The sequence below is a fragment of the Nonomuraea ferruginea genome, assembly GCF_039540635.1.
In the GTDB taxonomy this organism is placed as follows: Bacteria; Actinomycetota; Actinomycetes; order Streptosporangiales; family Streptosporangiaceae; genus Nonomuraea; species Nonomuraea ferruginea.
Genome location: NZ_BAABFD010000008.1, coordinates 26,807 through 51,772 on the forward strand (window position 1 = coordinate 26,807; position 24,966 = coordinate 51,772).

At 72.2% G+C, this 24,966-nt stretch carries 21 protein-coding genes; 5 read left to right on the forward strand and 16 right to left on the reverse strand.

Going from position 1 to position 24,966, the window contains the following annotated elements; all coding sequences use genetic code 11:
- Nucleotides 1-14 precede the first annotated feature (14 nt).
- From ABD999_RS16560 to ABD999_RS16580, 5 genes are read left to right on the forward strand one after another with little or no spacing between them, the layout of a single operon-like run.
- On the forward strand, nt 15-1,016 hold the full coding sequence (locus tag ABD999_RS16560; RefSeq protein ID WP_271275320.1) for an ABC transporter permease: 1,002 nt from the start codon (nt 15-17) through the stop codon (nt 1,014-1,016).
- 9 nt (nt 1,017-1,025) lie between these two features.
- Nucleotides 1,026-2,807: an ABC transporter substrate-binding protein gene (locus ABD999_RS16565; protein WP_271275321.1), complete on the forward strand. Its 1,782-nt coding sequence runs from the start codon at nt 1,026-1,028 to the stop codon at nt 2,805-2,807.
- Nucleotides 2,808-2,861: 54 nt separating this feature from the next.
- Nucleotides 2,862-3,842: an ABC transporter permease gene (locus tag ABD999_RS16570; protein WP_148032708.1), complete on the forward strand. Its 981-nt coding sequence runs from the start codon at nt 2,862-2,864 to the stop codon at nt 3,840-3,842.
- Complete coding sequence (locus ABD999_RS16575; RefSeq protein WP_271275322.1) at nt 3,842-4,858, forward strand: ABC transporter ATP-binding protein; 1,017 nt, start codon at nt 3,842-3,844, stop codon at nt 4,856-4,858. Before ABD999_RS16570 ends, ABD999_RS16575 begins: the two co-directional genes overlap by 1 nt.
- Nucleotides 4,855-5,889 (forward strand): ABC transporter ATP-binding protein, encoded by a 1,035-nt coding sequence (locus ABD999_RS16580; RefSeq protein ID WP_271275323.1) that lies wholly within the window; start codon nt 4,855-4,857, stop codon nt 5,887-5,889. Before ABD999_RS16575 ends, ABD999_RS16580 begins: the two co-directional genes overlap by 4 nt.
- 31 nt (nt 5,890-5,920) lie before the next feature.
- On the opposite strand, the gene rpe is transcribed toward ABD999_RS16580, so the two are convergent.
- From rpe to ABD999_RS16660, 16 genes are all read right to left on the reverse strand, one after another.
- Nucleotides 5,921-6,580 (reverse strand): ribulose-phosphate 3-epimerase, encoded by a 660-nt coding sequence (gene rpe, locus ABD999_RS16585; RefSeq protein ID WP_148032711.1) that lies wholly within the window; start codon nt 6,578-6,580, stop codon nt 5,921-5,923.
- Nucleotides 6,581-6,662: 82 nt separating this feature from the next.
- Nucleotides 6,663-8,123: an RsmB/NOP family class I SAM-dependent RNA methyltransferase gene (locus tag ABD999_RS16590; RefSeq protein WP_271275324.1), complete on the reverse strand. Its 1,461-nt coding sequence runs from the start codon at nt 8,121-8,123 to the stop codon at nt 6,663-6,665.
- Nucleotides 8,124-8,274: 151 nt separating this feature from the next.
- Complete coding sequence (gene fmt, locus ABD999_RS16595) at nt 8,275-9,204, reverse strand: methionyl-tRNA formyltransferase (protein ID WP_271275325.1); 930 nt, start codon at nt 9,202-9,204, stop codon at nt 8,275-8,277.
- Between the two features lie 2 nt (nt 9,205-9,206).
- Nucleotides 9,207-9,755, reverse strand: coding sequence for a peptide deformylase (gene def, locus ABD999_RS16600; RefSeq protein WP_148032714.1), 549 nt, complete (start codon nt 9,753-9,755; stop codon nt 9,207-9,209).
- Nucleotides 9,756-9,789: 34 nt separating this feature from the next.
- Nucleotides 9,790-11,109: a hypothetical protein gene (locus ABD999_RS16605; protein ID WP_148032715.1), complete on the reverse strand. Its 1,320-nt coding sequence runs from the start codon at nt 11,107-11,109 to the stop codon at nt 9,790-9,792.
- Between the two features lie 37 nt (nt 11,110-11,146).
- Entirely contained in the window at nt 11,147-12,640 is a 1,494-nt protein-coding gene (locus ABD999_RS16610; protein WP_345482787.1) for a serine/threonine-protein kinase, read from the reverse strand.
- Nucleotides 12,641-12,689: 49 nt separating this feature from the next.
- Nucleotides 12,690-15,065 carry a primosomal protein N' gene (locus ABD999_RS16615; protein ID WP_271275327.1) on the reverse strand — a complete coding sequence of 792 codons (2,376 nt, stop codon included), beginning with the start codon at nt 15,063-15,065 and terminating at the stop codon, nt 12,690-12,692.
- Nucleotides 15,066-16,161: 1,096 nt separating this feature from the next.
- Nucleotides 16,162-17,349 (reverse strand): methionine adenosyltransferase, encoded by a 1,188-nt coding sequence (metK, locus tag ABD999_RS16620; protein WP_148032718.1) that lies wholly within the window; start codon nt 17,347-17,349, stop codon nt 16,162-16,164.
- A 385-nt stretch (nt 17,350-17,734) separates the two neighbouring features.
- Nucleotides 17,735-18,061: a hypothetical protein gene (locus ABD999_RS16625; protein ID WP_246639248.1), complete on the reverse strand. Its 327-nt coding sequence runs from the start codon at nt 18,059-18,061 to the stop codon at nt 17,735-17,737.
- Between the two features lie 184 nt (nt 18,062-18,245).
- A complete protein-coding gene (gene coaBC, locus ABD999_RS16630; protein WP_148032720.1) occupies nt 18,246-19,442 on the reverse strand; it encodes a bifunctional phosphopantothenoylcysteine decarboxylase/phosphopantothenate--cysteine ligase CoaBC in 1,197 nt (398 codons plus the stop codon).
- Nucleotides 19,443-19,450: 8 nt separating this feature from the next.
- Nucleotides 19,451-19,720, reverse strand: coding sequence for a DNA-directed RNA polymerase subunit omega (rpoZ, locus tag ABD999_RS16635; RefSeq protein ID WP_049577463.1), 270 nt, complete (start codon nt 19,718-19,720; stop codon nt 19,451-19,453).
- A gap of 6 nt (nt 19,721-19,726) precedes the next feature.
- Nucleotides 19,727-20,368 carry a guanylate kinase gene (gene gmk, locus ABD999_RS16640; RefSeq protein WP_148034746.1) on the reverse strand — a complete coding sequence of 214 codons (642 nt, stop codon included), beginning with the start codon at nt 20,366-20,368 and terminating at the stop codon, nt 19,727-19,729.
- Nucleotides 20,369-20,437: 69 nt separating this feature from the next.
- Nucleotides 20,438-20,761, reverse strand: a complete 324-nt coding sequence (mihF, locus tag ABD999_RS16645; protein WP_148032721.1) for an integration host factor, actinobacterial type — start codon at nt 20,759-20,761, stop codon at nt 20,438-20,440.
- 1,632 nt (nt 20,762-22,393) lie between these two features.
- Complete coding sequence (gene pyrF / locus ABD999_RS16650) at nt 22,394-23,092, reverse strand: orotidine-5'-phosphate decarboxylase (protein ID WP_148032722.1); 699 nt, start codon at nt 23,090-23,092, stop codon at nt 22,394-22,396.
- On the reverse strand, nt 23,089-24,072 hold the full coding sequence (locus tag ABD999_RS16655) for a dihydroorotate dehydrogenase (RefSeq protein ID WP_148032723.1): 984 nt from the start codon (nt 24,070-24,072) through the stop codon (nt 23,089-23,091). Before ABD999_RS16655 ends, pyrF begins: the two co-directional genes overlap by 4 nt.
- A 6-nt stretch (nt 24,073-24,078) precedes the next feature.
- Nucleotides 24,079-24,945: a dihydroorotate dehydrogenase electron transfer subunit gene (locus ABD999_RS16660; RefSeq protein ID WP_148032724.1), complete on the reverse strand. Its 867-nt coding sequence runs from the start codon at nt 24,943-24,945 to the stop codon at nt 24,079-24,081.
- Nucleotides 24,946-24,966: the final 21 nt, after the last annotated feature.

The following is a 24,966-nucleotide window of genomic DNA, read 5'->3' on the forward strand; positions in this document are numbered from 1 at the left end:
GGGACCCCGACCACATGACGACACCGACGTCCACCGCGATCACCACCGACGCGACGTCCGTGACCGAAACCCAGGACACCGCCGGCCGGTCACCCGGCCGGCTGATGTGGACGCGCTTCCGCCGCGACCGCGTCGGCGTCACCTCCGCGGTGATCGTCATCTTCTTCTTCCTGGTGGCGATCTTCGCGCCCGTGATCTCGTGGCTGTACGGCAAGGACCCGTACACCCTGTACGGGCAGGACATCCCAGGACTGCTGAACGACTACGGCTACCCGATCCTGCCCAACGGCGGCATCAGCTCCGAGTACTGGTTCGGGCTGGAGCCGAGCCTCGGCCGGGACGTGTTCATGCAACTGGTGTACGGCATCAGGACGTCGCTCGGCATCGCCCTGGCCGCGACCCTGATCATCACCGCGCTCGGCATCGTGATCGGCATCGTGGCCGGCTACCTCGGCGGCAGGACCGACTACTTCATCGGCCGGATCATCGACCTGACGCTGTCCTTCCCGTCGACGATCTTCATCATCGCGTTCACCCCGGTGGTGGAAAGCCTGCTGGTGCCGCCGGACGAGGAGACGCCGATCTGGCTGCGCGCCGTCTCGCTCACGATCATGCTCAGCGCCTTCGGCTGGGCGGGGCTGGCCCGGCTGCTGCGCGGTTACGTGCTGTCGCTGCGCGAGCGCGAGTTCGTCGAGGCCGCCAAGGTCACCGGCGCCTCGCCGGCCCGGATCGTGTTCAAGGAGCTGCTGCCCAACCTGTGGACGCCGATCCTCATCCAGTCGACGCTGCTGCTGCCCGCCATGGTGACGGCCGAGGCGGGGCTGTCGTTCCTCGGCGTCGGGATGGGTGAGCTGGTGCCCGACTGGGGGCGCATGTTCCTGCGGGCGACCCAGGTCTACCAGAACGACATCACGTACCTCATCTTCCCCGGCGTCGCGTTGTTGATCTTCGTGATCGCCTTCAACCTGCTCGGCGATTCCGTGCGTGACGCCTTCGACCCCAAGATCAAGCGCTAGAGGAGAGAGATGAACCACCGTACGAGGTCGGTGCTCGCGGTGCTCGCCGCGGCGTCGCTGACCCTGGTCGGCGCCTGCGCGCCGGGCAACCAGGGCGCGCCGTCGGCCGCCCCCAGCTCCGGAGAGTCGGCGCCGCCGCAGGCGGAGTACAAGCCGGCCGTGATCACCCTGGGCACGGCCGAGGACTCGAAGGGCCCGGCCATCGAGCCTGAGGGCGTGGTCAAGGGCGGCACGGTCACCATGATCGACCGTGACGACTTCGCCCACCTGGACCCGGCGCAGAGCTACGTCAACACAGCGACGAACTTCCAGCTGCTCATCCACCGCGGCCTGACCGGCTACAAGCGGGTCGCCAAGGGCGAGTACAAGCTCGTGGGCGACCTGGCCACCGACGCCGGCCAGGTGTCCGACGGCGGCAAGACCTGGACCTTCACCCTCAAGGACGGGGTGAAGTGGCAGGACGGCACGCCGATCACGTCCGAGGACGTGAAGTGGACGATCGAGCGGATGTTCGCCCCGTTCATCACCCAGGGTCCCGCGTACATCCAGCAGTGGCTGACCGAGGAGGACTACAAGAAGGCGTACGAGGGTCCGTACGACGGCAAGCGGCTCGACGCGATCGAGACGCCGGACGAGAAGACGATCGTCTTCACCTTCAAGGCGCCGCACGCCGACGCCAACTACGCCTTCGCCATGGGCGGCTACGCCATCGTGCCCAAGGCCAAGGACACCAAGGAGAAGTACGACAAGGAGCCCTTCTCCTCCGGCCCGTACATCATCAAGTCCCACACCGTCGACAAGTCGATGGAGCTGGAGCGCAACCCGCACTGGGACGCGAGCACCGACCCGGTCCGCGGCGCGTACCCGGACGTCTGGAAGCTGGAGTTCGGCCAGGAGAACCTGCAGATCACGGACCGGCTCGTCGCGGACAACGGCCCTGACCAGCAGGCGTTCACCTTCTACGCGGCGGTGCCGCCTGAGCGGCTGCAGCAGGTGCTCGCCGACGAGAGCCTGGCCGACCGTCGCATGGTCAGCCCCTCGCCCTACGGCAACTACTACTACTTCAACCTCGACCGGGTGAAGGACATCAAGATCCGCCAGGCGATCAACTACGCGTGGCCGTCGAAGCAGATCCAGCAGACGATGGGCGGCCCGGCCGCCGCGGCGCTGCCGACGACGATCCTGAACGAGAACACCACGGTCGGGTACGAGTCCTACGACCTGTACGGCAAGGCGGCCAAGCCCGAGGGCGACATCGAGAAGGCAAAGCAACTGCTGGCCGAGTCGAGCGACCCGAACCCGACCATCGTCTACGCGCACAACCAGACGCCGGTCCAGGAGCAGATCACGGTCGTGATCAAGAACGCCCTGGAGAAGGCCGGCATCAAGGTCGTGACCAAGCCGCTGGACCGCAAGACGTACTACGACTCGATCAGCCAGACCAAGAACGAGTTCGACCTGTACTGGGGCGGCTGGGGCTCCGACTGGCCGTCCGGCTCGACGGTCATGCCGATCATCTTCGGCCCGGTCAGCGACGGCGGCCAGAACATGACGCACCTGCGCGACCCGGAGCTGGACGCGAAGATGAAGGAGATCTCCGAGAACCCGGACATCGACGCGGCCAACGCCGCCTGGATGGCGCTGGACAAGGAGATCCAGGAGAAGCACGCGCCGCTGGTCGTGGCCGAGAACCGGATCGGGACCTGGCTGCACGGTTCCAAGGTCGGTGGTGCGGAGATCGACCCGCAGATGTGGATCGTCTCCCCGAACACCATCTTCGTGAAGCCGTAGTGCCACCGCCCCGGGCGTCCGTGCGGGCGCCCGGGGCACCCTCTTGGAGATCTCGTGCTTCGATTCCTCATCCGCCGCGTGCTGGGAGCGGCGGTCATCCTGCTGGTCATCTCGGCGGTGACCTTCTTCCTGTTCTACGCGATTCCCGCGGACCCGGCCCGGCTGGCCTGCGGCAAGGTGTGCCCGCCGGAGACGCTGGAGCAGGCCCGCCGCAACCTGGGCATCGACCAGCCGCTCCTGGTGCAGTTCGTGTCATGGCTGTCCGGGATCTTCGTCGGCCGTGACTACGAGGGCCTCGGCCACTGCCCGGCGCCCTGTCTCGGCTTCTCGTTCGTCAACAAGGCCCCGGTGTTCGAGACGATCATGGACCGGATGCCGGTCACGATCGCGCTCACGCTCGGCGCCGCGGTGATCTTCCTGATCTTCGGCGTGGCCACCGGCATCGTCGCCGCGCTGCGTCAGGGCAAGCCGCTCGACAAGGTCGCCAGCGTGGCGTCGCTGATCGGCGCGTCGGTGCAGATCTACTTCGTCGGCACCCTGGCCATGTACCTGTTCGTCTACCAGACACAGGTCTTCTCCCAGCCCAAGTACGTGCCCATCACCGAGGATCCGCTCGGCTGGTTCAACGGGCTGCTGCTGCCCTGGCTGGTGCTGGCGCTCATCTTCACCGCGAACTACACCCGCATCACCCGCTCCACCATGGTGGAGAACCTCAACGAGGACTACGTCCGCACGGCCAGGGCCAAGGGCATGTCGGGGCGGAGCGTGGTGCTGCGGTTCGCGCTGCGCGGAACGCTCACCCCGGTCATCACGATCTTCGGTGTCGACCTGGGCACGCTCATCGGCGGCGCGATCATCACCGAGACCACGTTCGGCCTGCAGGGCATCGGGCGGCTGGCGGTGCGCGCGGTCGACTACTCCGACCTGCCGACGCTGATGGCCACGGTGGTGCTCGCGGCCGGCGCGATCGTGCTGATGAACGTGGTCGTCGACTCCCTGTACGCCGTCATCGACCCCCGCGTGAGGCTGAGCTGATGTATCTCGAAGTCAACGACCTCACCGTCGACTTCCACACCGAGGACGGCGTCGTGCACGCCGTGGGCGGGCTCTCCTTCGAGGTCGAACGGGGCAGCACGCTGGGCATCGTGGGCGAGTCCGGCTCCGGCAAGTCGGTGACCAACCTGGCCGTGCTCGGCCTGCACAACCCGGAGACCGCGCAGATCTCCGGCAGCATCACGCTCGACGGCCAGGAGCTGCTGACGGCGTCCCGGTCCACGATGGAGCGGCTGCGCGGCAACAAGATCGCGATGATCTTCCAGGATCCGCTGACCTCGCTGTCCCCGTTCCACACGGTCGGCGCGCAGATCGCCGAGGTGTACCGCAAGCACAAGGGCGTCTCCAAGTCGGTGGCGCGGGACCGGGCCATCGAGATGCTCGACCGGGTCGGCATCCCGCAGCCGAAGCTCCGCGTCGACGAGTACCCCCACCAGTTCTCCGGCGGCATGCGGCAGCGGGCGATGATCGCGATGGCCCTGGTCTGCGACCCCGGCCTGCTCATCGCCGACGAGCCGACGACCGCGCTGGACGTCACCGTACAGGCGCAGATCCTCGACCTGCTGCGCGAGCTGCAGGAGCAGACCGGCACCGCGATCATCCTGGTCACGCACGACCTGGGCGTGGTGGCCAGCACGGCGCACGAGGTGCTGGTCATGTACGCGGGCCGCGCCGTGGAACGGGGCACGATGCGCGAGGTGCTGCGCGAGCCCCGCCACCCGTACACGTGGGGCCTGCTCGGGTCCATGCCGAGCCTGCGCCAGGCGGTGGACGAGCCGCTGCGCCCGGTGCGCGGCACGCCGCCCAGCCTGATCAACGTCCCGCGCGGCTGCCCGTTCCACCCCCGCTGCGACTTCATGGAGCTGCTGGGGCGCGAGGTGTGCACGGGTGAGCGGCCGGAGCTGTCGCCGCACCGCGGCCATGGCGACGCCTGCTACCTGCCGCTGAAGCAGAAGACGGAGATCCGCGAACGAGCGGCCGGTAAGGAGAAGACGTGACGGAGAAGCTGCTGGAGCTGTCCGGCCTGGAGAAGCACTTCCCCGTCAGAGGCGGCGCGTTCATCAAGCGCCAGGTCGGCGCCGTGCACGCGGTGGACGGCATCGACCTGACCGTGCACAGCGGCGAGACGCTCGGCCTGGTCGGCGAGTCGGGTTGCGGCAAGTCCACCACCGGCCGGCTGGCCGCCCGGCTGCTGGAACCGACCAAGGGCACGGTCAGCTATCAGGGCCGCGACATCAGCCACGCCTCCCGGCGTGACCTGAAGCCGATCCGCTCCCAGATCCAGATGATCTTCCAGGACCCGTACTCGTCGCTCAACCCGCGCCACACGGTCGGGTCGATCATCAAGGGGCCGATGGAGGTCAACGGCATCGACCCGCCGGGCGGCCGGGAGGCCAGGGTCCGCGAGCTGCTGGAGATCGTCGGGCTCAACCCGGAGCACTACAACCGCTTCCCCCACGAGTTCTCCGGCGGCCAGCGCCAGCGCATCGGCGTCGCCCGCGCGCTGTCGGTGAACCCCAGGCTGATCATCGCGGACGAGCCGGTGTCGGCGCTGGACGTGTCGATCCAGGCCCAGGTGATCAACCTGCTCCAGCGGGTGCAGCAGGAGCTGGGCATCGCGTTTCTGTTCATCGCGCACGACCTGGCCGTGGTGCGGCACTTCTCGCAGCGGGTCGCGGTGATGTATCTCGGCAAGGTGGTGGAGATCGCCGACCGGGAGTCGTTGTACGAGCGGCCCCGGCACCCCTACACGCACGCCCTGCTGTCGGCCGTGCCCGACGCCGACCTGGACGCCCCGCCCCGCGAGCGCATCCGCCTGGCGGGCGACGTGCCCTCCCCGGTCGACCCGCCGTCCGGCTGCCGCTTCCGCACCCGCTGCTGGAAGGCGCAGGACAAGTGCGCGACCGAGGAGCCGCCGCTGCTGCGGCTGTCGGGCAACCGCGACGGCCACCTGACCGCCTGTCACTTCCCCGAGGAGCCGACGACGGAGGGCGAGGACATCGTCCTCGACCCCGCGCTCCAGGACTGACCCGAAGCCCCCGCCTCGTGGCGGGGGCCGGTCAGGACGCCCCGTCGGCCAGGGCGCGCAGCGAGTCGATCGCCGCGGCCGGGTCGTCGGCGCCGTAGACGGCGTTGCCCGCCACGAACACGTCGGCTCCCGCCACCGCGCACCGCTCGATGGTGTCGCCGGCGATGCCGCCGTCGACCTGGAGCCACACCTGGCCGCCGTGCCGCTCGATGAGGTCCCGGGCCCGCCGGATCTTCGGCAGCACCATGTCGAGGAACGACTGCCCGCCGAACCCGGGCTCCACCGTCATCAGCAGCAGCATGTCGATCTCGCGGAGGAGATCCTCGTACGGCTCCACGGCGGTGGCCGGGTTGAGCGCGAGCCCCGCCCTGGCGCCCAGCGACCGGATCTCCCGCAGGGTGCGCACGGGGGCCGAGGACGCCTCCGCGTGGATGGTCACGCTCCCCGCCCCCGCTTCCGCGTACGAGGGCGCCCACCGGTCGGGGTCGTCGATCATGAGGTGGCAGTCGAGCGGCAGCGAGGTCGCCTTGCGCAGCGCCTCGACCACGGGCAGCCCGAGGGTCAGGTTGGGGACGAAGTGGTAGTCCATGACATCCACGTGCAGCCAGTCGGCGTTCGGCACCGCGGCGGCCTCGTCGGCGAGCCGCGCGAAGTCGGCGGAGAGGATGCTGGGAGAGATCTGTACGGCCATGATGCCCCGAGTCTATTGGGTGCCGGTGTCCCTGCCCCGCCCAGCGGGCAGTCTCACTTCCTCGTCGAGAGGATCTCGCCGGTCACGGGCGCTTGCGGAGCAGGGCCAGGAACATCGCGTCGGTGCCGTGCCGGTGCGGCCAGAACTGCGCGTGCGGCCCCTCGCCGAGCCCGTCGATCCCCGGCAGGTAGTCGCGTGCGTCGAGCTGCTCCACGTCGTCCCTGCGGGCCAGCACGTCGCCCACCACCACCCGGGTCTCGGCCAGGTGCGGCGAGCAGGTGACGTAGGCGACGACCCCGCCGGGCCTGACCGAGTCCAGCGCGGTGCCGAGCAGCTCCCGCTGGAGCCGGCTCAGCTCGGCGACGCTCGAAGGCTCGCGCCGCCACCGCGCCTCCGGCCGGCGCCGCAGCGCCCCCAGCCCGGTGCAGGGAGCGTCGAGCATGACCCGGTCGAACGCCCCCGGCCGCCACGCCGGCGCGGTGCCGTCAGCGGTGATCACCAGCGCGTCGTCCGTGGTCTGCAACACCAGCCGCGCCCGATGATGCTGCACGTCACTGGCCATCACCCACGCCCCACCGGGGAACGCGCGGGGCGCTCCGCCACCCGGCCCCTCCTCGCCTCGCTGGGCCGACGGGGCCGCGAGTCCTTCGAGGTCGCCGTGGGTCGCGATGGCGTCGAGAAGGCCAGCCTTGCCGCCCGGGCCCGCGCACAGGTCGAGCCAGCGCTCGTCGCGGCCGTCGAGCGGGACGCGGGTGAGGGCGAGCGCCACGAGCTGGCTGGCCTCGTCCTGCACCGCGGCCCGGGTCTCGGCCACCGCCGCGATCTGGCCGGGGTCGCCTTCGGGCAGGTAGGCCCCGTACGGGGAGTAGCGGGCGGGCTCGGCCCCCGCGTCGCGCAGCTCCTTCGCCGAGGAGCGCCCGGGACGAGCCACCAGCGTCACCAGCGGACGGTCGTTGTCGGCGGCCAGCAGATCCGCGGTCTCCGCGGCGTCCTCGCCCAGCGCGTCGCGGAAGGCGGTCACCACCCAGCGCGGGTGGCTGTGGGCGACGGCCAGGTGACCCGCCGGGTCATGCTCGGGGTCGGGCGCGACGATCGCCACCCACTCCTCCAGCGTCCGCCCGGCGATCTTGCGCAGCACCGCGTTGACGAACTTGGCCGCCCCCTGCCCGACGCGCAGCCGTACCAGGTCGACGCTGGTGCCGACGGCGGCGTGCGGCGGGACGCGCATCTTCAGCAGCTGGTGGGCGCCCAGCCGCAGCGCGTCGCGCACCGCCGGGTCGGGCGCGCGGTCGCCGCACACCTCGATGATCGCGTCGTAGGTGCCGAGCCCGCGCAGCGTCCCGTAGGTCAGCTCCGTGGCGAGCGCCGCGTCGCGCCCCCCGATGCCGCGCTCCCGCAGGAGACGCGGCAGGAGCAGGTTGGCGTACGCGTCGCGCTCCGCCACGGCGCGCATGACGTCGAAGGCGGTGTTGCGCGCCTGGTCGCGCACCGGCCTGCGCGGCCTTCCCGCACCGCCCCTGGCCGCGGCACCCCGTGGTCTCATGCCCTCCGACTTTCCGTCACGCCTCGGCCGGCGACGCCCGCGCATCGACGAGGCCGGGCTTCCTTCGCTCCGAGTTCCGCGAGCCCGGCGGCCATGCCCCGCGGGGCGTCCGCCTCGCGGCCGGGCGCACCGTCTCGATTCACCTGGTCGCTCACCGGAGGCACTCCCGGGCCTCCGGGCGAACGCCGCGGGCCCACTCGACCGCGCTCATCAGGCGCTTGCCCTGGGGCTGGACCTCGCCCAGCTCGACCGGGTCGGTGGCGGTGCCGGCCAGGACGCGGTGCTTGCCGGCCGCCAGCTCGCCGGGGGCGAGGCGCTCCTCACCGGCGGCGACGCGCACCGGGCCGAGCTTGACCCGCTGGCCGCGGAACTCGGCCCACGCCCCCGGGCCGGGGGTGCAGGCGCGGATGAGCCGGTCGATCCCCATGGCCGGGGCGGACCAGTCGACGCGGGCGTCCTCAACGCTGATCTTGGGAGCGAGGCTCACCCCTTCGGACGGCTGCGGGCGTGCCTCCAGCTTGCCGTCCTCGATCCCGTCAAGGGTGGCGGCGAGCAGCCCTGCGCCGGAGACCGACAGCCGTTCGAGCAGGGCGCCGCTGGTGTCGCCGGGCCTGACCTCCTCGGTGACGACGCCGAAGACCGGACCGGCGTCGAGCTCCTTGACGATGCGGAACGTGGTCGCGCCGGTGATCTCGTCGCCGTGGAGCACGGCGTGCTGCACGGGGGCGGCGCCGCGCCAGGCGGGCAGGATCGAGAAGTGGAGGTTGACCCAGCCGTGCCGGGGGATGTCGAGCGCGGCCTGCGGCAGCAGCGCGCCGTACGCGACGACGGGGCAGCAGTCGGGCTCCAGGGCGCGCAGCCGGTCGAGGAAGGCGGGGTCGCCTGCCTTGACCGGGCGCAGCACCTCGATGCCGCTCTCCTCGGCCAGCTCGGCCACCGGCGACGGGTGCACCTTGCGGCCGCGCCCCGACTGGGCGTCGGGGCGGGTGACGACCGCGACGACCTCGTGACGCGGCGAGTCGAGCAGGGCGCGCAACGACGGCAGCGCCGTCTCCGGGGTGCCGGCGAAGACCAGCCGCATCGTCAGAGAGCCTTTCCGCCGGTCGGGTGGGGCGAGAACTTGACCGCGGGCGCCTGCAGCCCGCTCCACTCGGCCTCGCGCACGGCCTTCATCGCGAGCTTGCGCTGCTTGGGGTCCATCCGGTCGATGAACAGGATGCCGTCGAGGTGGTCGGTCTCGTGCTGGAAGCAGCGCGCCATCAGGTCGGTGCCCTCCAGCACGACCGGCTCCCCGTGCATGTCGAAGCCCTTGGCGACGGCGCGGATCGCGCGGGGCGTCGGGAAGGACAGGCCGGGGAAGGACAGGCAGCCCTCCTCGCCCTCCTCGTCGAGCTCGCTGGACAGGTCGAGGTCGGGGTTGATGAGGTGGCCCAGCTGGTCGTCCACGTAGTAGGTGAACACCCGCAGCCCGACGCCGATCTGCGGGGCGGCGAGGCCGGCGCCCGGCGCGTCCATCATCGTGTCGGTGAGGTCTTTGACGAGCTTGCGGAGCTCCTTGTCGAAGTCGACCACCGGAGCCGCCGGGGTGCGCAGCACCGGGTCTCCGAACAGCCGGATCGCCTGGATCGCCAAGGGTCACTCCGTTTCTTCGAGGGATCAGCTCAGTTTAGTGGGCGAACGAGCGAGCCTTCATCGCCGCTTTGCGCGCGGCCTTGACGACGGCCTCGTCGCCGTGGGCGCGGGCGAGCATGTCGAGCACGGCGACGGTGTCGGGGTGGCCGACGGAGGGCATCTCGGCGACGAGGCGGATGAGGTCCTCGCGGGGTTCGGGCGTGTCGAGCCGGTCGGCGGCGTGACCGGACAGATGCATGAGGGCGGCCAGCGAGTCGACGGCGATCCAGGTGTGGTCCTCGGGGCTGAGCGGGGGCGCGTCGAGGTCGCGGATGTGCAGCCAGGAGGCGGCGTAGCGGCGCATGAGCGGCAGATCGAGCGCCTCGCGCAGGGGCGACTCGGCCTCGGGGCCGAGCTCCTCCAGGACGGCTCCCACCGCGCCGCGCCGGCCGGCGGTGCCCTCGGCGGCGATGGCGATCAGCTCGCGAGCGGCCTCCTCGGGCGGGCGGCGCTCCAGCCACCCCGCCACCGCGCTCTGCGTGGCGGACCCGCTGACCAGGGCGTCGACCAGCTCGGCCGCGGTCAGGTCGGCGAACACCTCGACCTCCGCGGAGGTGGGCGCGTCGTGGCCCTCGCGCAGCAGATCGCGCCTGATGGCCCAGACGCCGAGCGGGGTGAGCGCGGTGCGGCCGGCGGCGGTCTGCTCGACCACGCCGCAGTAGGCCAGCAGCGACAGCGCCTGCAGCAGCTCGCCGGGCAGGTCGGCGGCCATGCGGCGCATCCCGGTCTCGCCGGGGGCGCAGGCGACCTCGTGGGACTGCAGGATGCCGCGGGCCAGGTTGGCGACCGCGACGCCGGACCGTACGGAGTAGATCGTGGCGAGCATCTCGGCCAGGTGGCCGTCGACGACGGCGGAGCCGGTCAGGCCCTCGTCCGCGCGGTCGAGGACGTCCATGACCACGCCGTCCCAGAACTCGAGCGTGGCCTCGACGGTCAGCCGCTGCGGCAGCGGACCGCGGGAGGCGCGTCCGCCGAGGATCTGGAGCAGGCCGGTGTTGACGGCGACGATCCAGACGAGGCGCAGGCGGGAGGGGTCGAGCCCGAGCTCGGCGGCGGCGGCCGCGGCGTCGGCCTCGGTCGGCAGGCCCTCGGGGGTGACGGGGCGGGTGCCCGTCCAGCCGGCCAGGCGCACCGCGTCGGCGACGAGCGGCACCTGGGGAACCGCCCTCGCCAGCTCGGCGTCGTCGGCGAGGGTGACGGGTGGGAAGGTGAGCGCCTCGTGCTCCACGGGCGTCTCCTCAGGCGGCCCCGGCGGAGCGGCCTGCTCATCGATCAGCTTGCGCAGCTCGGCGAGGTCGAAGACGTTGTTTGCCACCCACGAAACTTACTGCACGTGAGTCACAGAGGCGTACTCAACGGATGGCCCGCGAGCGTGCCTTGCGCGCGGCCTTGGCCGTGGTGGTGTCGGGCAGCGAGCGCCCGAGCAGCTCCAGGACCTCGACCACGTCGGGATGGTCCACCTGCCACATCTCCTCGATCAGGTGGGCGGGCGGGCCCGAGGCGCCCATGTTCTCGGCGAAGATCTCGGGAGCCTCCTGGGCGTGGGGCATCGCCAGCGCGAGCATGTCGACGCTGACCCAGAGAAGCTCGTCGTGGGTGAGATGCGGGGCGGGCAGGCCGCGCGAGATGAGCCAGTGGATGGCGTGCGGCCGGAGCTCGGGGTCGTCGAGGCCGCCGCGCACCGCGGGCTCGGCCCCGGCGCCGAGCCGGTCGACGATGGTGACGGCGATCCCACGGGCGACGGCGGGCGCTCCCGAGGCGGCGTCGAACAGCTGGGCCGCGGCCTCCTCGGGGCTCCTGGCGGCGAGCCAGCGGTCGATGTCGGACTCCGCCAGCTCGGCAGGCACGCCGTCGAGCAGCCCTTCGATGAGCCCGCGAGCGTCGGCCTCGGCCAGGTCGGGCGCCTGCGGCGCGTCGAGTCCGAGCGCGAGGTAGTGCTCGCGCAGCGCCCACACGGCGGCGGGGGTGAGCCCGGCCGCGGGGTGGGCGCCGTCTCCGGTGAGGCGTACGAGGCCGCACCAGGCGAGGCGGGCGAGCACGGCGGGCACGTCCACCTCGTCCTCGACGAGCTCCTCCAGGTATTCGCCGATCACCTCGGCGGGCACCGGGGCCTGCACCCGGTAGAGCATGTCGAACAGGTCGTAGAGCTCCTCGTCGACGCCCGCCGAGCCGGTGACCCCGCCGCCCGTGTCGCCCTCCATCAGGTGGGCCACGACGGCCGCCCACCTGCCCAGCGGGTCGCCGGGCGCGCGCAGCCCTTCCAGGTAGGGGACCGCGCCGCGGTCGAGCGCGGCCAGGAGCGGGACGCCGCGCAGCTCCGCCTCCAGCTCCTCGGGCGCGGCCGGCCGGACGGCGGGACGCGGGGTGCAGCCGGGGCAGTCGCAGGGCGCCTCCCCCAGATCGGGCACCTCACCGGACGGGATGGCGATGGACTGCTCCAGGGATTCGGGCCCGATGGAGCTGAACAGGCTCTTGGCCATGCCGAAGTTGGCCGTGTCGGCCAGGGCGTCGGGCATGCGGGTCTCGATGTCGGCCAGCCGCTCGCGCATGGCGGCGGCGGTCTCGTCGCCGACCTCGCCCGACTCCTGCAGGTAGCGGACGAGCGTGCGCCCGGCGGCCACGGTCTCCTCGGCGCTCTCCGGGGGCGCGATGACCTTGCGCGGATAGATGGACAGCAGCAGCTCGTCGAACGTGGCGGGCGTGAAGTCGGCGAGCTTGTTGACGTTCAGGTAGTCGCTGGCGTAGTCGCAGAGCAAGCGGACCTCGTCCGCGTCCACCTCGACGCCCCGGGCGCGCCCCCAGGCGCGCAGGTCGTCGATGGCCGAGTTCACCCATTCGATCGACACACAGGCACGCTAACGGCTGGCTTACGGATGAGCGAATCGGGGAAACGGTCTAAATCAGGTCGAGGGGGTCGACACACACCTTCACCACCTCTGCTGCCTTTCTCGCGGCACGCACCCCGCTGGCCCCTTTGAGCGCGGCGGCCAGAGCGGCACCTCCGCCGCGCGGCACCCGTACCATGGCGCGTTCCCGGCCCGCGTCGTCGACCGGCACCGGGCCGAGGACCTGCGCGCCCCCCGGCAGCCGGGACTCCTCCAGCATCTGCCGCACGGCCGAGGCGGCGCCGGTGAGCGTGGCCATCCGCACCGCGGGCGGGAAGCCCAGCTCGGCGCGGTCGGCGAGTTCGCGTTCTGCGTGCGTGACCGGGTCCCAGCGCACCAGCGCCTGCACGGCGGGCAGCGCGGCGTCGGCGAGCACCACGAGCTCGGCGGCCGGGCGGAGCAGGGCGGCGGCGTTCATCCACCGGCGCACCGCCTCCTCCCCCGCCCGCAGGTCGGCCCGGCCCAGCAGCGCCCACCCGTCGAGCAGCACGGCCGCCGCGTACCCGCCCTCGGCCACCGGCTCCGCCCCCGGCGTGGCCACCACCAGCGCGGGACCGGCGGGCAGCCGGGCCAGCACCCCGTCCCGCCCCGACGTCCGCACCGGCACCGACGGGAACGCCCTGCCCAGCTCCTCCGCGGTGCGCCGGGCTCCCACCACCACGGCACGCAGCCGGTGGCTCCCGCAGGCCGGGCACTTCCAGGCGGCGTCGACCCGCCCGCACCAGCGGCAGTAGGGCGCCGCATGGCCGGTGCGCAGCGCCAGAGGCCCGTGACAGAACTCCTCGGCCCCCCGGCTCCCCTCCCCAGGCCCCGCTTCCCCGCCGTCGGGCCCGCCGCGACGCGCCCCGTCCGGAGCCGGTGCTTCCCCGCCATGACGTGAGCCACCCGGAACCGCGTCCCGCGACCCGCCGCCCGCTTCTCCGCCGTCGGGCACGCCACGGCGTGACCCACCCGGAGCCGCGTCCCGCGACCCGCGCCCCGCCTCGCCGTACGTGTCCTGACGCGATCCGGCCGTGCCCTCCCCGGTCTCCTCGTACGGGAGCTGTCCCTCACCGGAGGGCGGGCCGGCCCATTCCAGGGCGCTCATGCGGGTCGGCGGGTGGGCGCACCGGGCGGGGGCGCGGCAGTGCGCGCACGCCAGCGCGGGCAGGTATCCCCGTCTGGGGACCTGCACCAGGACGGGCCCGTGGTCCAGGCCCTGACGCAGCGCCCGCCACGCCACGCTGGGCAGCCTCGCCGCCCGCGCCGCCTGGTCCCTGGCCAGCTCGGCGTCCTCCCCCGCGGCGCGCACGCGCGGCGCCCTGCGCCTGATCTCCTGCCTCGCGGCCACGATCGGCCGCGCCCACCGGGCCGCGATGAGCTGCGTGGCCTCGGCCGTACGCGCGTACCCGCCGATCAGCATGGCCGCGCCGGTCCGGTGCGCGCGCAGCCCGAGCACCTCACGGGCGTGCGGGTACGGGGCCAGGCGTTCGGCGTGCAGGTCGTCCCCGTCGTCCCAGACGGCCACCAGCCCGAGCCGTTCGACGGGCGCGAACATCGCCGCCCGCGTGCCCACCACCGCCCGAGCCTGCCCGCGCAGCACGCTCAGCCACCGCCGATACCGCTCGGCCGGGCCCAGGTCCGAGGTGAGCGCCACGTGCCGTCCGGGCCCCAGCGCCCGGCTGAGCTCCTCGTCGAGCAGCGCTACGTCCTTGCCGTCGGGCACCACGGCCAGCGCGCCCCTGCCCCCTTCCAGAGTCGCCCGCACGGCTTCGGCGAACCCCGTCGCCCATCCGCCCCCGCCGGGCAGCGCCGTCCACACCGCACGCGGCGCCCTCCCGTTGCGCAGCGCGTCGATGAACGACGGGCCCATCGGATAGTCCGCCCACGTCCCCGCATCGGGAGCATCCTGAGGTTCGGGCTCCCGCTCGGACGCGGCCTGCTCGCCGGAGGTCTCGGGAACGGGGCGGGTGGCGGCCTCCGTCCTGGCGTGGCGGGGCGGGATCGCGAGGCGGAGGACGTCGCCCAGCGTGCCCGCGTAGCGGTCGGCCACCGCCCTGGCCAGCCCCGCGACCTCGGGCGTCAGCACCTGCTCAGGTGAGACGACGCGTTCGAGCGGCGTCAGCTTGCCCGCGTGGTCGCTCTGCCCGGCCCGCTCCAGCAGGAACCCGTCGACCAGCTTGCCCGCGAACCGCACCCGCACCCGCACCCCCGGCCGCGCCGTGTCGTGCATGGCGGCGGGCACCAGGTAGTCGAACGGCCGGTCCAGGTGAGGCAGCGGGTTGTCCACGGCCACCCGGGCGACGGGCAGCTCGGCGGCGGGGACGACGGCTCCCTTGGCCCCCTTCGGCGATGCAGCGGGCCGCACGGCGTCGAGCGGCAGGAGCGCGTCGTCGGAGTCGGTCACGCACTACGTCTACCAGACGCGACGGCCGGGAACGCCCGTCCCTTCCCCCAGACCTGCCTGCCCCGACCAGCCCTCGCCCAAGGACCCACTCGGGAGCGGGCGCCGAACCTGGCCGTGGCCCAACGGCGAGGACGAAGCAAGCCGAGCAGCCGCAGCCTCGCGGTCAGCCGCTCATGACAGGGTGGCCGCGCTGAGGCATTCAGGGGAAGGACTTCCTTCTACGGCGCGGACCCTGCACGAACGGTCGTGCACATCACATGATCGGCCCGCCGCCACATCGCGGGACAGACCACGGAGACGGCGGCATCGAACCCCACGCCAGAACCTCAGAGGCGCCGAGCCCCGAAGGCGCTTCCCTCAGTCCCACCAAGCACCGAAGGCGCGACGAACCTGGCGAAAACGCCCCTACGCCGAAAACACGACAACCTCTCGTGGCACCGAGCGCGGAAGGCCCGGCATCCTTTCGGGAGCGCCGGGCGCAGGCCGGAAGCGACCTTCCCGAAGCGCCGAGTGCGGGAGGGGAGACAGCCCTCCCAGAGCGCCGAGTGCAGGACGGCAACACCCGTCACGGCGCGCCAGGCACAGGACAACAACAACCCTTCGAGAGCGCCAGGCACAAGAGGGAAAGCAGCCCCCCGACGCACCACGGCACGGACGGAAACAACCTTCCCGACGCACCACGGCACAGAACCGAAGCAACCCTCCCGGCGCGCCCGGCGCGGGAGGAGGCAGCTCTACGGGAGCACTTGCGCCAAGGGGCGGGGGAGCTTCCAGGGGCGGGGAGCTCCCGAGGGTGCCGGATGTCAGAGGCCGGCGGCGGTGCGGAGGATTTCGGCGCGGGTCGGTGGACTCGCAGAAGGAGCCCTCGCGGCCGAAGCGGCCGTAGGCGGCGAGCAGGGACGGCGGCCCTCCCGCCACACACGCACAGGAGGGAAAGAACCCTCCCGCCGCACGACGCACAGGACGGAAGCAACCTTCCCGGAGCGCCAGGCACAGGACCGGAGCAACCCTTACAGAACGCCGGGCGCGGGGAAGGAGGCAGCCCTGCGGGAGCGCCTGCGCCGGGAGGGCGCGGGAGCTCCCGAGGTGCCGGGTGTCAGAGGCCGGCGGCCGTGCGGAGGGTCTCGGCGCGGTCGGTGGACTCCCAGGAGAAGCCCTCGCGGCCGAAGTGGCCGTAGGCGGCGGTCTCGGAGTAGATCGGCCGCAGCAGGTCGAGGTCGCGGATGATCGCCGCGGGACGCAGGTCGAACACGTCGAGGACGGCCGTCTGGATCTTCTCCACCGGCAGCTTCTCGGTGCCGAAGCACTCGACGAACAGGCCGACGGGCTCGGCCTTGCCGATCGCGTACGCGACCTGGACCTCGCAGCGGTCGGCGAGCCCGGCGGCCACGACGTTCTTGGCGACCCAGCGCATGGCGTAGGCGGCCGAGCGGTCGACCTTGGACGGGTCCTTGCCCGAGAACGCGCCGCCGCCGTGACGGGCCGCGCCGCCGTAGGTGTCGATGATGATCTTGCGACCGGTGAGGCCGGCGTCGCCCATCGGGCCGCCGATCTCGAAGCGGCCGGTCGGGTTGACCAGCAGGCGGTAGCCGTCGGTCTCGATGTCGAGCCCCGCGAGCACGACGTCGACGACGTGCTCCTTGATGTCGGGGGTCAGCATCTCCTTGAGGTCGATCTCGGCGGCGTGCTGTGTGGAGACCACCACGGTGTCGAGCCGGACCGGCCGGTCGCCGTCGTACTCGACCGTGACCTGGGTCTTGCCGTCGGGGCGGAGGTAGGGCACGGTGCCGGACTTGCGGACCTCGGACAGGCGCAGGGCCAGGCGGTGGGCGAGCATGATCGGCAGCGGCATCAGCTCGGGCGTCTCGCGGCAGGCGTAGCCGAACATCAGACCCTGGTCGCCCGCGCCCTGCCGGTCGAGCTCGTCGACGTCACCCTCGACGCGGTGCTCGTAGGCGTCGTCGACACCCTGGGCGATGTCGGGCGACTGCGCTCCGATGGACACCGACACGCCGCAGGAGGCGCCGTCGAAGCCCTTGTAGGAGGCGTCGTAGCCGATCTCCAGGATCTTCTCCCGGATGACGCCGGGAATGTCGACATAGGTCTCGGTCGTCACCTCGCCCGCGACGTGGACCTGGCCGGTGGTGATCATCGTCTCGACGGCGACCCGGCTCTTGTGGTCGTCCTTGAGCATGGCGTCCAGGATCGCGTCACTGATCTGGTCGGCGATCTTGTCCGGATGGCCCTCGGTGACCGACTCGGAGGTGAACAGGCGACGTGACAACTCAGTGGCTCCTCATGCAGCGGCTGCTGACGGATTTAAGGGCTCAAGACGGGTTGGCACGCCAGAGCCTCGCAGAAGTCTAGCCGTACCCGGCGCCTCGCCGCGAAACCGTCCACGATCGTTACGCCGGGGATCCCTCCTGCGCGGCCCATGCCACGCTCCAGCGGTTCCGCCCCATCGGGCGTGTCACCGCGGGCGGTGGTCCCGCAGTCACTCCGCGAGCGCTCGGCCCGCCCGGCGGCGATGGCTGCCGACCGCGTACGAACGAAGGAGCCCGCGTACGAACGAAGGAGCCCGCGTACGAACGAAGGAGCCCGCGTACGGACGAGGGAGCCCGCGTACGGACGAGGGAGCCAGCGTACGGACGAAAAGGAGCCCGCCCCGGTCAGAGGTGGGGAAGGGGATCCGGGGGAAGCGTCTCGGGCGCGAACACCTCCGCGTCGGCGGCGGCGACCACGGCGGCGTATTCGTCGTCGAACTCGAAGGTCATCTCCCCCAGTTCGATGACGGGCCCCGGCGCCAGCGTGATCGGCCCGAGCCGCGTGTCGCGCGGGTACATCGCGTACACCGAGATCGGCCGGTCGCCGCGGAACATCCGCGTGGACAGCACCGCCACGGCCAGGTCCGTGACCACGATCAGGAAGTTGGCCGAGCCGCCCGGCCCGACGGACAGCGCGGGGAACACGTAGCGGATCGCGCCTTTGTGTCCCATAACCGTCCTGCAGCGGTCTCTGACAGCAGAATTCACCGGCATGCCGCCCCCCTTCGCCCCAGTATCAGCAGGCATTCCGGAAAGCTGCAACAGGTGATAGGGCAATCGTTCTAACCCATTTGTCCCGTACGTCCCGCGAGGAGGAACGGTCACCTTCCCCGGCGCCGCACGGGCGGAAAAGAGATCAGCGCAGCCGGGGGGCGACGGCGTCCCAGACGGCGTCGGCGATGTCGTCCTTGGGACCGCGCGGGACCTCGACCGGCTCGCCCCCCGCCACCAGGATGGTGGCCGCGTTGTCGGGGGTGCCGAAGGCGAGACTCTCTCCGACCTCGTTGACGACGAGCAGGTCGCAGCCCTTGCGGGCGAGCTTGGCCTGGCCGTTGGCGAGCACGTCGTGGGTCTCGGCGGCGAACCCGACGAGCACCCGGGGCGAATCCCCGCCCCGCTCCTTGCGACGGCTGCCCAGCTCGGCCAGGATGTCGGGGTTCTTGGCCAGGTGGATGGGGGCGGGCTCGCCGTCCGTCTTCTTGATCTTGGCGTCGTGGCGCTCGGCGGGCCGGAAGTCGGCGACCGCGGCGGCCATCACCACCACGTCGGCGTCGTCGGCCGCGGCGAGCACCGCCTCCCGCAGCTCGGCGGCCGACCCGACGCGCACGACCGCGGCGCCGGCCGGGTCGGGCAGCGTCACGTTGGCGGCCACCAGCGTCACCTCGGCGCCCCTGGCCACGGCGGTGCGCGCGAGCGCGTACCCCTGAAGGCCGGAGGAGCGGTTGCCGATGTAGCGGACCGGGTCGATGGCCTCGCGGGTGCCGCCGGCGGAGACGACGACCCTGTGGCCGGCGAGGTCGAGCGGGCGGCCGCGCAGCGCGCGCACGCAGACCTGGAAGATCTCGGCGGGGTCGGGCAGCCGCCCGGGGCCCGTGTCGGCGCCGGTGAGCCGGCCGACGGCCGGGTCGATCACGACCGATCCGCGCTCGCGCAAGGTGGCGACGTTGGCGCGGGTGGCCGGATGCTGCCACATCTCGGTGTGCATCGCGGGCGCGAACACCACCGGGCAGCGCGCGGTCAGCAACGTGTTGGTGAGCAGGTCACCGGCGAGCCCGTGGGCCGCCTTGGCCAGCACGTCGGCCGTGGCGGGCGCGACCACGACGAGGTCGGCCGCCTGGCCGATGCGCACGTGGGGCACCTCGTGGACGGACTCCCAGACGTCGGTCGTCACCGGGTTGCCCGACAGGGCGGCCCAGGTGGGCTCTCCGACGAACCTCAGGGCGTCGCGGGTGGGGACCACCCGCACCTCGTGCCCGGATTCGGTGAACAGGCGCAGCAGCTCGCACGCCTTGTAGGCGGCGATGCCGCCGCTGACACCAAGGACGACCTTCATCGAAAGGGTCAGGCCGCGCCTTCGATGGGCTCGGCGTTGAGCAGGCCTTCGGAGACCTCGCGCAGCGCGATCGACAGCGGCTTCTCCTGCGCGTGGGTCTCGACCAGCGGACCGACGTATTCGAGGAGGCCCTCGCCGAGCTGCGAGTAGTAGGCGTTGATCTGGCGGGCGCGCTTGGCACCCATGATCACCAGGGAGTACTTGCTGTCGACGATGTCGAGCAGCGCGTCGATCGGCGGGTTGGTGATGCCCTCAGCGACCGGGGCAATTCCTGCCACGATTGATCAGACCTCTCGGTTGGTGGTTGCGGTGACCCCCTGAGGGTCAGTCATCAAGGCTATCAGCCGGTGGCACACGAGTTTGACGTCCGTGTTAACCAGTGAGAGGTCGAACTCCTTCTCGGCCGCCATCTCGATCCGCCCGGCGTCCAGGCGGCGGGCGATGACGTCCTCGGGCTCGGTGCCGCGGCCCCGCAGCCGCTTCTCCAGCTCGGCCCAGCTGGGCGGGGCCAGGAAGATCAGCAGCGCCTCCGGCATGCTGCGCCGCACCTGCCGGGCGCCTTCGAGGTCGATCTCCAGCAGGGTCGGCACGCCGGCGGCCAGCTTGTCGAGCACGGGCCGGCGCGGCGTGCCGTAGCGGTTGCCCGCGAACTCCGCCCACTCGAGCAGCTCGCCCCGCTCCACGAGCCGGTCGAACTCCTCGCCGTCGACGAAGAAGTAGTGGACCCCGTCCACCTCGCCCGGACGGGGTCGCCTGGTGGTCACCGAGACCGACAGCCACACCTCGGGGTGCGCCCGCCGGAGCTCGGCTACGACCGTTGACTTGCCCACGCCCGACGGTCCCGACAGGACCGTCAGCCGCCTCTCGCTCGAGGGGAGGAAGTCTCCGACTCCACTTCCGGCTCCGGCCGCCTCGTGGGCCGTCACACCGCCGGACCAGGACCTGTCGGCCACTTCCTACCCCCCGTCGAACCAGCGCTTCTTGTGGAATCGAGATTAGCTCTCGTTGCCACCGAACTCGCGCTCGAGGGAGGCCCTCTGGTTCGCGCCGAGGCCCCGCACGCGGCGGGACTCGGCGATGGCAAGCTTCTCCATCAGCTGCTTGGCGCGGACCTTGCCCACGCCGGGAAGCGATTCCAACAATGCCGACACCTTCATCTTGCCGATGACGTCGTCGGTCTGCCCATCCTTGAGCACCTCGGCCAGAGAAACCGCGCCATGCTTGAGCCGGTTCTTGACCTCGGCACGCTCTTTACGGGCCTTTGCAGCCTTCTCCAGGGCTGCGGCGCGCTGCTCGGGGGTCAGGGGAGGAAGAGCCACGCCGGGTCACCTCGAATTTCTGTCGATGTACTCGGACGGGAAGGGAAACTAGCTGGTCATCGCCCCCTTAGCAACGCCAAGAGCGGTTTCTCTCGCTACAAAATCCACTTCATCACTTTGGGTGACCGTAAAATCACACAGTGCTGATCAAATCGCCTCCACTTCCCTGTTCTCGACCGCGCCCCCGGAGGTCGCGAGGGGCGCTACGATGATCACGTACGGACCCGCCGGCCATGTCCGAAAGCGGGGCTGACCTGTGTCCGAAACCTGGACCGTGCCATGCCCGGCGGGGTCCGGCGACGGTCCGGCACGGCGTTGACGATCTCGGCTCCCGAGGCTGTCGCGCCGCGCCCCCTCACGCCCCTCCCCCGCCATCCGGAGCTCCCTTGTGGAATCGCGTGTCAAGACCGCCCGCAGCGCGCCACCGCACGCCTCCGGTACGCCGCATCAACCCGTCCCCCCTACGAGAACCTCCGGCGCCCCGCCTTCTACGCGAGCCCGCGCGTGCCTTCAGACAAGACGCTCCCGCACCCCAACAGAATCGCCCGCCCATGTGGGAAGCCACAGGGCATCAGGTCCTACGGCCCTTCGACGCGCGGGCCCTCAAACAAGAGACCTCCCAGTCACCCGGAGATCGGGGGGCCACCTGCTCACGCAGCCTTAAGCACTCACCACCGATGGTGTCCGCCCCACCGTGAAAGGGCGGCGGCGGTGCTCATACGGGCGCTACCGGCCGCCGTACGCCCGTCAGCATGCGGCGTGGCTTGCGCAGCGGAGAGAGGCGGCCCTCATTCCGTGAAGAACGCCGCAAGGGCGCCCGGCTTCAGGCCCGTACGGGCAGCACCGGCCGTCAGGCGTGGCTGGTGCAGCGAAGGGAGGCGACCTCCGGGCGCCCCGCCATCAACGCGAACCCCCGCGAGCCTTCAGACAAGACACCTCCCGCACCCCCACAGAATCGCCCGCCATGCGGGAGCACCCGGTCTTCCGAAGCGCGGGCCTCAGACCAGTCACCCAGCTCGCAAACCCGCATGCGGGGACCGCGGGGCCGCCCGCTCACACAGCCTTAGGCGCTCAACGCCGGTGGGGTCCGCCCTTCGGTGAAGGACACGGCGGCCGTGCCGTCCGGGGCGCCACCGGCCGCCGTACGCCCCTCAGCATCAGGCCTGGCTGGCACGGTGGAAAGAGGCAGCCCCCTCCTTCCGTGACGGATACGGCACAGGGCCGCCCAACGGCAGTCAGGCGCGGCGGAGAGGCCGCCCGCCATCCCGTGAAGGACACGGCAGGGCCGCCCGACTGACCCGAGCCGTCGGCGGTGGCCCTGCGCGAGCGGCGGCTGGTCTGGCTGGCTGACCAGGAGGAGCTGGCCCGTGACTACCCGGTGCGGCGCTGTCCCTGCCGTACGACTTCTCGATGGCCGCCGCTCCCATCTGCGCCGGCGACACCGTCTGGGGGTCGCTGCTGCTGGCCTGGCCGCCGGGCCAGACCGAACGGGCCCGTACGAGCAACACCGGCCGACAGCCGCCCACCGGCCGTCAGGCGTGGCTGGCGCAGCGGAGAGAGGCGGCCCCTCCTTCCGTGACGGACACGGCACAGGGCCGCCCGCCTGACGGCCCGTACGAGCGGCGCCGGATGTCAGGCGTGGCTGGTGCGGCGGAGGGAGGCGGCGATGGCGGCGGCCGCGGCGCCGGGGTCCGGGGAGCCGGTGATGGGCCGTCCGATCACCAGGAGGTCGGCACCGTCGGCGAGGGCGCGTTCGGGGGTGGCGACCCGGGCCTGGTCCTGGGTGGCCGCGCCGGCCGGCCGGACGCCTGGGGTGATGAGGGTGATGTCGTCGCCCACCTCGGCGCGGACCGCGCGCAGCTCGTGCGGCGAGCAGACCAGGGCGGTGGCACCGGCCGCCACGGACAGGGCGGCCAGGCGGCGGACCGCGTCGGACGCCGGCCCGGCGAGGCCGATGCGTTCCAGGTCTTCCTCGGCGAGCGAGGTGAGCACGGTGACGGCGGCGATCTGGGTGTGCGGGGCCGCCTCCACCGCCGCACGGATCATGGCGGGGCCGCCGGCGGCGTGCACGGTCAGGATGGAGGGCCGCAGCCGGGCGACGGCCCCGGCGGCCCCCGCGACGGTGTTGGGGATGTCGTGCAGCTTGAGGTCGAGGAAGACCCTGACCCCGCTGGCCCCGCGCACGGAGGCGATCACGTCGGGCCCGTAGCGCAGGTAGAGCTCCAGGCCCACCTTCACCGTGGTGACGTGCGGGGTCACCAGCCCGGCCCACCGGGCGGCGGTCTCCAGGTCGGGGGCGTCGAGGGCGACGGCGATGGGTGCGGGAGTCAAGAGGTGCTCTCCTCGGTGTCGACGAGCAGGTGCCGGGCGGCGCCGCCCGGCGGGCGGTGGGCCAGGCCGACCGCGTCGGCCAGCCGCTGGAAGCCGCGCGCCTGCAGCAGGTCTTCGAGCTCGCGCTCGATGCGCAGGCAAGCGTACGGGTCGTTGAACAGCGCCGTGCCCACCCCGACCGCGCAGGCGCCGGCCAGGACGAGCTGGAAGGCGTCCCTGCCCGTCATGACGCCGCCGACGCCGATGAGCGGGACGCCGGGCAGCGCGGCGTGCACCTGCCAGACGCAGCGCACGGCGAGCGGCAGGATGGCGGGGCCGGACAGCCCGCCGGTGACGGCGGCCAGCGACGGCCGCAGCGTCTCGGTGTCGATGGCCATCCCGAGCGGGTTGTTGATCATGCAGAGGGCGTCGGCGCCGGCGTCGACGCAGGAGCGGGCGACGGCCACGATGTCGGCCACGTCGGGGGCCAGCTTGGCGACGACCGGGACGTCGTAGCGCATGATCGACCGGACGGAGGCGATCACCTCGGCGGCGGTGCCGCCCTCGCGGGCGAAGACGCGGCCGCGGTCTTCCATGTTGGGGCACGACAGGTTGACCTCGAGCGCGGTCACGCCGGGCGCGTCGGCCAGCCTGCGGGCCAGCTCGGAGTATTCGGCGACCGAGCCGCCGCCGATCGACACGATGGTCCTGATGCCGCGCTGGGCCAGCCAGGGCAGCTCGCGTTCGAGGAAGACGTCGATGCCCGGCCCCTGCAGGCCGACGGCGTTGAGCATGCCGGAGGGCGTCTCGGCCATCCGGGGCGTCGGCCGCCCGGCGCGCGGCGCCATGGTGACCGAGCGCGTGGTGAGCGCGCCCAGCCGGTGCAGGTCGAAGAACTGGGCCAGCTCACGGCCCGCTGAGGCGCAGCCCGCCGCCGTGGTGACCGGGTTGGCCAGCTCCACGTGGGCGAGGAAGGTGCGCATGTCGACGGCCACGGCCATCACCCGCTATCCGGCATGGCGGGCACCGCCTCCGGGGGCGCCGAGCGCGTCGAACGGGATGGTCCCGACGTCCTCGAAGCGCACCCGCTCACCGCGGAACACCGGGCCCTCGGCGCAGGCGCGGACCATCCGGGTGGCGCCGTCGTCGCCGATGACCGGCAGCACGCACGTCATGCAGACGCCGATGCCGCACGCCATGGACTCCTCCACCGCCACCTGGACGGGGATGTCGAACTCCATCGCGACGGCCGTGACGGCGCGCAGCGACTCCATCGGCCCGCACGCGTAGACGGCGTCGGCCCGCGTGTCGGCGATCACCGACGGGAGCGCGTCGGTGACCCTGCCGCGCAGCCCGAGCGAGCCGTCCTCGGTGGTCAGCGTGGTGGTCTCGGCCATGCGCCGGGCCCGCATGGCCCCGAACACCCGGTCGGCGCTGGCCGCGCCGAGCACGAAGTCGACCCGGCAGCCTCGCTCCAGCAGCATGTCGGCCAGCGGGAACAGCACGGCCGAGCCGTACTCGGCGCCGACCAGCACGCAGTGGACCGGGTCACGGGGCAGCGGGAACGGCCGTCCGAGCGGCCCGACCAGGTCGAGCGTGTCGCGGGCGCGGCGCTCGGCCAGCCACGCGGTGCCCGGGCCGCGCACGGTGAAGACCAGTTCGACCGTGCCGCCGTAGTCGGCCTTGACGTCGTGGACGGTCAGGGCGCGCCGCGTCACCATGGACGAGTGCGCGCCCCCGACCGCGACGGAGACGAAGTGGCCGGGGCGGTGACGCTCGGCGATGCCGGGCGCCACCACGGTCAGCGCATGGTAGGCGTCGACCCGGCGCGTCGTCAGCACCGTGCCCGTCACCTGCACCGGAGTGCCGGCCAGTCTGCTTCACCTCCCGGGGGT

Bases quoted from the DNA above. Each gene is read 5' to 3' on its own strand.
- ABD999_RS16560 (WP_271275320.1), top strand. From the start codon at position 15: ATGACGACACCGACGTCCACCGCGATCACCACCGACGCGACGTCCGTG.
- ABD999_RS16565 (WP_271275321.1), top strand. From the start codon at position 1,026: ATGAACCACCGTACGAGGTCGGTGCTCGCGGTGCTCGCCGCGGCGTCG.
- ABD999_RS16575 (WP_271275322.1), top strand. From the start codon at position 3,842: ATGTATCTCGAAGTCAACGACCTCACCGTCGACTTCCACACCGAGGAC.
- rpe (WP_148032711.1), bottom strand. From the start codon at position 6,580: ATGGCCGTACAGATCTCTCCCAGCATCCTCTCCGCCGACTTCGCGCGG.
- ABD999_RS16590 (WP_271275324.1), bottom strand. From the start codon at position 8,123: ATGAGACCACGGGGTGCCGCGGCCAGGGGCGGTGCGGGAAGGCCGCGC.
- fmt (WP_271275325.1), bottom strand. From the start codon at position 9,204: ATGCGGCTGGTCTTCGCCGGCACCCCGGAGACGGCGCTGCCGTCGTTG.
- ABD999_RS16625 (WP_246639248.1), bottom strand. From the start codon at position 18,061: ATGGGACACAAAGGCGCGATCCGCTACGTGTTCCCCGCGCTGTCCGTC.
- coaBC (WP_148032720.1), bottom strand. From the start codon at position 19,442: ATGAAGGTCGTCCTTGGTGTCAGCGGCGGCATCGCCGCCTACAAGGCG.
- ABD999_RS16655 (WP_148032723.1), bottom strand. From the start codon at position 24,072: ATGGCCGTGGCCGTCGACATGCGCACCTTCCTCGCCCACGTGGAGCTG.